General features: G+C 50.0%; 4 protein-coding genes and 2 pseudogenes. 2 read left to right on the top strand and 4 right to left on the bottom strand.

Annotation, left to right across the window (positions count from 1 at the left end; translation table 11 throughout):
- Positions 1-365 (bottom strand): annotated as a pseudogene (locus tag AO277_RS09755) (hypothetical protein); the annotation flags it as partial.
- A gap of 359 nt (positions 366-724) precedes the next feature.
- Between AO277_RS09755 and AO277_RS09750 the strand changes: the two are divergent.
- Positions 725-1631: pseudogene (locus AO277_RS09750) on the top strand (hypothetical protein).
- Positions 1632-1681: 50 nt separating this feature from the next.
- Here AO277_RS09750 and AO277_RS09745 read toward each other — a convergent pair.
- Complete coding sequence (locus tag AO277_RS09745; protein ID WP_044320017.1) at positions 1682-2371, bottom strand: hypothetical protein; 690 nt, start codon at positions 2369-2371, stop codon at positions 1682-1684.
- Positions 2372-2549: 178 nt separating this feature from the next.
- Positions 2550-3263 carry a hypothetical protein gene (locus AO277_RS29055; RefSeq protein ID WP_044320018.1) on the bottom strand — a complete coding sequence of 238 codons (714 nt, stop codon included), beginning with the start codon at positions 3261-3263 and terminating at the stop codon, positions 2550-2552.
- 204 nt (positions 3264-3467) lie between these two features.
- Here AO277_RS29055 and AO277_RS29050 point away from each other — a divergent pair, with 204 nt between their 5' ends.
- Positions 3468-4400 (top strand): hypothetical protein, encoded by a 933-nt coding sequence (locus AO277_RS29050; RefSeq protein WP_044320019.1) that lies wholly within the window; start codon positions 3468-3470, stop codon positions 4398-4400.
- A gap of 65 nt (positions 4401-4465) precedes the next feature.
- Here the strand turns inward: AO277_RS29050 and AO277_RS09730 are convergent, their stop codons facing one another.
- A complete protein-coding gene (locus AO277_RS09730) occupies positions 4466-5596 on the bottom strand; it encodes an OpgC domain-containing protein (RefSeq protein ID WP_002554876.1) in 1131 nt (376 codons plus the stop codon).
- Positions 5597-5972: the final 376 nt, after the last annotated feature.

The following is a 5972-nucleotide window of genomic DNA, read 5'->3' as shown; positions in this document are numbered from 1 at the left end:
GAGCTGGTAAAACAAGGGCCTGCCTGACGGCAGGCCCTAACCAGCCCGAACACAAAAAAACTGATACTCCCCAGGCGCCTGTCGAACGGCCCGTCACCTGGATACACCACATCATGACTCGGCCCAGGCTGCATCGAATAACTCAGGCTCGCGGCAAAGCGGCTGAACTCCCGCGCCTGCAGCCTTGAACTGCGGCTCTCCACCGTTATTGCAACACCCAGCGCAATGCAGGCCAGCACCACAATCACCCAAAACACCCACCACCCGTATCGCTTGCGACGCGGACGCTTTGGCGCGCGTGGGTCATCCTGGCGGTCAGCTGACAGCGCTTCATGCTTGCTATCGGAATGCCGAAATACGCCCATAGTCGATTGTCCGGTCATCCTTTCAACGCACCTGACCCAAGCTTAGACGCTGGATGGGAATGTGGGGGAATTGTGTGGTGGTTTTCGAGATTGGCTGAGACGATGCCTGGACTGGCATGGCTTGTATGCTTTTTCGTCTAAGCACAGGGTTTGACTGAAAAAATATCAGTCATAGATAAGCGCCTGAAAAGCATTCTTTATAAATCCAGACGTTGGACTTATAAAATATTATTGGTTATTTGTAGGACGTTTCCGATAATTATTTCCAGTGCTTGATCTCGAATTAAACAGGTGATTACGTCCGGTTTTGTCAGTGGCAATGATGCCCTGATTAGTTAATCCCTATCGAGATCAACAAAATGAAAAACAAGAAAAACAAGGCAGGTCGTGCGTTTGTGTCTGGATTGCTCTTGGCAATGTCTTATCACGCCATGGGTCAAGTAGAAGGAGCTCCTGTCGTCAGTCAACAACCAATGTTGCAGGAACAGGCTGTACAAAACCCAAGCCATTTGAATCCTGTGGTGCTGTCGGACAAGATTCATCAGATCAGTCATATTCTGGAGAATACCTCGGCAGTTCATCAGTATAATTTCACCGCTGCGCGCGGCCAGAATGTACTGATTACAACGCCGCATTCGGATTACGACCAGAAATGGAGGTTGGAGTATCAGGTTGATGGCGGCGGGTGGCAGCCCAAGCGTCATTCATCGGCGCAGAGAATCGAAGGGCTTAATCCTGGTTCACAAGTCAATATACGTATTGTCGCGACTGACGGTGCCAGGTTTGATACCACTGATTACAGCGTGGTGTTTGGCTCGTTTCCTCATATGCGTTATGACTTGCACCACGAAGAGGGCTTCAGGGTTGATTCCGTATGGTTTCACCAAACCCGCTTTTCTGGCGACTCAAGCGCTCACAGAGGCAATGCTCGAGGTTACGTTTACCGACAGCAAGGCTTTTCCGCTGGAGGGCGGTGTATTTGATTTCGAGCTCAGTATCAAACATCACCAGGCTAACGGGCAATATACCTCGGACAGTTCGGGGAAAATAATGCAGCGGGTAACGTTTAAACGCTGCGAGGGTGGTTTGCTCGCTGATAACTTCACTCACTTAAGTGAAAACGGGCGAGAAACCTGGAGTACTCGCTACGAGCCAAAAAAGTATTGGGCTAATAATAGGCTCGCTGAACAATTGGCGGATAAACCTCATGTGTACAACTTGGGGCTGATTTGCAATCGCTGGCTGATCAACTGGTCAAGGAACTGATTTAAAAAACGCTCTGTCTGCCGTAGGCGCTACAGAGCGTTTTCTGACCGTCAGGCCCTTGTATCGATCAAGTGTGTCGAATCTTTTTCTGCTTTTTCTTTGATCTGACTCATCCAGATTTCACTAGGGTCATCTTTTTTGCTGAGTGCTATTTTTCCAAGATCAATGATGTTTTGAAAATTTAGCAGGTCAAGTTTATAGATTCCTTTGAATGTGTCTGTGTCATGGTCAGCCAGCGTCATGAGGATTTTGGCATGCGTGATCGCAGCATCCTTGAGGTGGTTTTTTTGGTTGATGGCATCTGATAAATACTTGATTTCATTGGTGCCTAACTTATCGTCCGAGTCTATTATTTTAAGCTCGGTATCATCGCCTATCGTATAGCTGAAATTTTTACCCGTCAGGTTGGGCCGCAAATCTGTAAGCTCCGCTCTGAACTCCTGGTAGAAACAGGATTGTAATTCCGACATGAGCAATGCATCCACATTAAGGTGCTCTAGATAAAGCTCTTTTGTCATTGGGCGAATGACTTTTTTAGTCGGGTCTTTCTCGTCGGGATGGTTGGAGGTGAATTGCAGCCACGGCTCTTCCTCACGCGTGTAGAAAGCATTTGCAAACTCTTCTTTTTTACTCAGTGCCGGTTTATCCTCAGGCGATCGTGTGAGGGGTTCTGTTTGGAGGGGGGGCAAGGGACGTGATGGAGGAAGTAAAAAGTCGGAAGTAATAGTGCTAATGTACATTCTCTGCTCCTTGCTGAATGACTGTATCGTTCTTGTTATCGGTGAATGGGCTGGATACTTGGGCTGATAAAGCTGTGGGAAAATTCCTGGTCACAGGCTTTGTGTGATCTGTGTCACGAACCAACCGCATGTCACTGGTTATTCCGAGCGAAATATCAACGGCCTGTATTTGCATTCATCAAACGTGCACATCAACCAGAGGTTTTGGTTCTTCCTCACGCTTCGGCGCATAGCGCTCGATCTGGTAAATAATCGTGTCCATGAAATTGCCAATATGGTTGCGGCTGAAGATCTGTCCGTAGTCGATGACCTTGCTGTAATTCTCAAGGTTGAGCGTGTGCTGATCGCCGAATTTTTCCGTGTAATGGTCGAGTAGCGTCATCACGATTTTTGCGTGCGCACGCAGATCTTCTTTCAGTTGTTGACGTTCGTTCAGCTTTTCGGTCAGGTACGTGAACTCTGCCGGGGTGAGAACCTCGTCCGGGTCGGTCACCTGAATGTCCTGATTAAAGCCCAGCGTGAAGCCGAAATGCTTTTTTGACAGCTCTGTATTGAGGTAAAAAAGCTGCTGCTTGAAATCGTGGAAATTGTCGTACATACGGCATATGGTTTGGTCAAAATCCTTAATGTAGTTTTCCAGATACCTGCCTCGGATATCTTTTGCTTCCTTTTCAGACATGTTCTCTAAAATAGCGCGTCCTGCCGCCGAATTTTTGTAGCTGGAAAACCAAGGTGTCTCTTCGGTTGTATAGAATTCAGCGTTCGGGTCACGCGGTTTTTTTTGTTCTGGCTCTGTAGGGAGCTTGTTCAAAAGGGGCGAGGCTATCTCGTTTTTTTTATCAAACAGGGTTTGCCATTCTTGTGCGGAGATGTAGTTAGGGCCGATATTCATTGTGCACCTGATTTTCTGTAGTCAATTTACTAACGGCACGAACAGGGAAAACTTGCGCTGAGAAGAGTGTAGGAATATTCCCAGGTTGCTGGGGTGGCAATTGTTTTGTAGGAGGTTTCTTTATTTTTCGTTTTGCTATTGACCTTGAGATTGGATTTCTATTACGTCCTGTTTTAGTTGTTTTATTAATATTAGGAGCGTCACATGAATAATCTCAAGGCAGCAAAGATTTTGGCATTTTCGTTGTTGGCATGCGCTTTACACCCGCAAGCGATAGCACACGAAGTGGGGCGGAATATTTTAAATGAGCAGGCAAGTGAGGCGGAAGTTTTAGAGGGATCTGGCGAGGTTAGAACGGAAGAGGCTGTAGAACCTAAATTTACTGAGCTGCCTGACAAATTTAATATTATCAAGGATTCATTGGTAAGCGCAGCGGACAGCCACTATTACGGCTTCACAGCATTGCGCGGGCAAAAGGTTTTGATTCAAGGGCATCTGTCCGGATCTGCTCAGTTGGAAATTCACGATGGCGCTAAATGGAATATGCTCGCCAGTGGTCAGAAAATGGTGCTCTCTTCTTTGAGTCTTGGGCAGGATGTAATTGTTCGGGTTTCTCATAACGAGTCCAGTACTTTTGTACAAGGTTCTACCTATGGCCTGATACTGGGTTCATTTCCAAAGGTCACCTATGCTCGCCTGCGAGATCAGCCATATGGTATGTCAAGAATACCTCCGGATGCGTCTACCCTGGGGCCGTTATCTGCTCAAGGAATAAGCAACGTTGTTCTGGAGATCGATATGACTGATTCGACAGGGACGCCCCTGGAAGGGGGCATTGCGTCATACTCAATTGATCTGCCGAAGTCCGATAAGTCCCGTCCCACTGGCCTTGTGAAGACTGACGCATCCGGTAAAGTCCGCACAGTGGTAGATATTGGCCGCTGCGTCGGTGGTAACGATGCGGATGTTTTTGCAGAGAAAGACAGATGGACACATATTTGGCGCACCCAATATTTTGAAGGTAGTTGGGTGGTGGATAATCCTTATGGTTTAAATACTGGCCTTGACACACCTCATCCTGATAAAGGGCAAGTCGGACATATCTGTCATCAGAGACTGATCAAAAGTACCCCGTAAGTAAATGTGTAAAGAAGACTGGCAAATGCGTTTTGCCAGTCTTTGCATTTGCAATGCTCCTTCCTTTACACCGCTATGGCGGCCTTATATCTCCCCAGCCGCTTATTCAACTCCAGCCCATTGGCCATCAGCATCATCAAGCCGAGCCCGACAATCGCGGTAGTCACCTGCATAGGCCATGTATCACCTGCCAGTGCATTTGCCATGTCTGCCAGTGGCGCGAGCAATACGCCCAGGCAGAAGACTTCCAGCGAATAACGGCCCATGCGGCAGGTCTGGCGGGCGGGCCAGTTTTCGAGCCAGGTGCTTGAGGTCGGCAACAGTCGGGCGACGACGTAGACCAGTGCAAGGAAGTGCAGCAGGCGCGCGGGTGCCAGGTCGGTTTTGCTGATTGGGTACAAGGCGTCGAGGTGCAGGGTCGAGACCAGTGCGCTGTGCAGGCCGGGCCATTTTTCGCTGAAGGTCAGCATCCCGGCGATCAACACGTAGACGGCGGCCATCAGGAACAGCGGTTGTTGGCGCAACGGAGAGTGTACGGCGGGTGTGGCTGTTTCGCTGCGCAATGCACAGGCACCGCCGAGAATGAACAGCAACTGCCAGGCCACCGGATTGAAATACCACACGCCACCGCCTTCATAGGCACGCAGGTTCCAGCCGAGCAACGGCACCATCAGGTACAGGGCAATCGACAGGCCGACCGCCAGTTCCAGTTTGCGCAGCATCAATGGCAAGGTCAGCGGCAAGGTCAGCAACAGCACGATATACAGCGGCAACGGGTCGGTCAGGTTGGGCTTGAAACGCAGCAACAGTTCATCGGCCAATGCCTGTTGCGGGTTGCCGACGAAGTATTCAAGGCCCATCTGCTGGACCATGTCGCGCGTCTCGACATGGTTGTTGGCGACGAAGACTATGCCCATCAGCAGGGTCAGCAGAAAGATATGCACCACATACAGCACCCAGGTGCGGCGCAGGATCCGCACGCCAGCCACCAGCATGCCGTCGCGCCGGGCGATGCGTCCATAGGCCATGATCGATGCGTAACCGGCAAGAAAGACAAAGATTTCCGCTGCGTCGCTGAAGCCGAAGTTGCGTACGGTCAACTGCGCGAGCGGGTTGTCCGGCACGTGATCCCAGAATATGAAGATCAGCGCCAGGCCGCGAAAGAAGTCGATTCGATGATCGCGTCCGTTAGTCATAACGGTGGACTCTTGAATGTGCTAATGAGTAAAGATCGGCCACAGAGGCTCAGGTTCCAGGCCAGCGACCAGTGACGTTCGGCGGCGCGGCAGGGTGCCGTTAATTCGGCCCGATTGCAAAAGCACGCTATTACAGAATGTCTCTGGCGCGCTGGTTCTGGCGGTTGCAGGACGACAGCTGCTGCACGCGCGCGTTCGATCAAGCTCGCCAATGATAGCAATCAACAGCAATCATTCTCATCTTCTGTTATGTTACTGTATAACGATTGCAGTCAACTCACCGGAGAGCTAGGTTTTGTACGAAAAGTATTGCCGCATACAACGTAGGCTACAAGCCAGCGTGACCATGGCTGCGTAGCTCTTGGCCAGCTTGTCG

The sequence above is a fragment of the Pseudomonas amygdali genome, from assembly GCF_002699855.1.
Classification (GTDB): Bacteria; Pseudomonadota; Gammaproteobacteria; order Pseudomonadales; family Pseudomonadaceae; genus Aquipseudomonas; species Aquipseudomonas amygdali.
Note: the sequence above shows the minus strand (reverse complement) of the source record. Positions and strands in the feature narration are given on the sequence as shown.

What these genes read in the sequence shown, in the direction of transcription:
- AO277_RS29050 (WP_044320019.1), top strand. Translation starts at nt 3,468, where the DNA reads ATGAATAATCTCAAGGCAGCAAAGATTTTGGCATTTTCGTTGTTGGCA.
- AO277_RS29055 (WP_044320018.1), bottom strand. Translation starts at nt 3,263, where the DNA reads ATGAATATCGGCCCTAACTACATCTCCGCACAAGAATGGCAAACCCTG.
- AO277_RS09745 (WP_044320017.1), bottom strand. Translation starts at nt 2,371, where the DNA reads ATGTACATTAGCACTATTACTTCCGACTTTTTACTTCCTCCATCACGT.
- AO277_RS09730 (WP_002554876.1), bottom strand. Translation starts at nt 5,596, where the DNA reads ATGACTAACGGACGCGATCATCGAATCGACTTCTTTCGCGGCCTGGCG.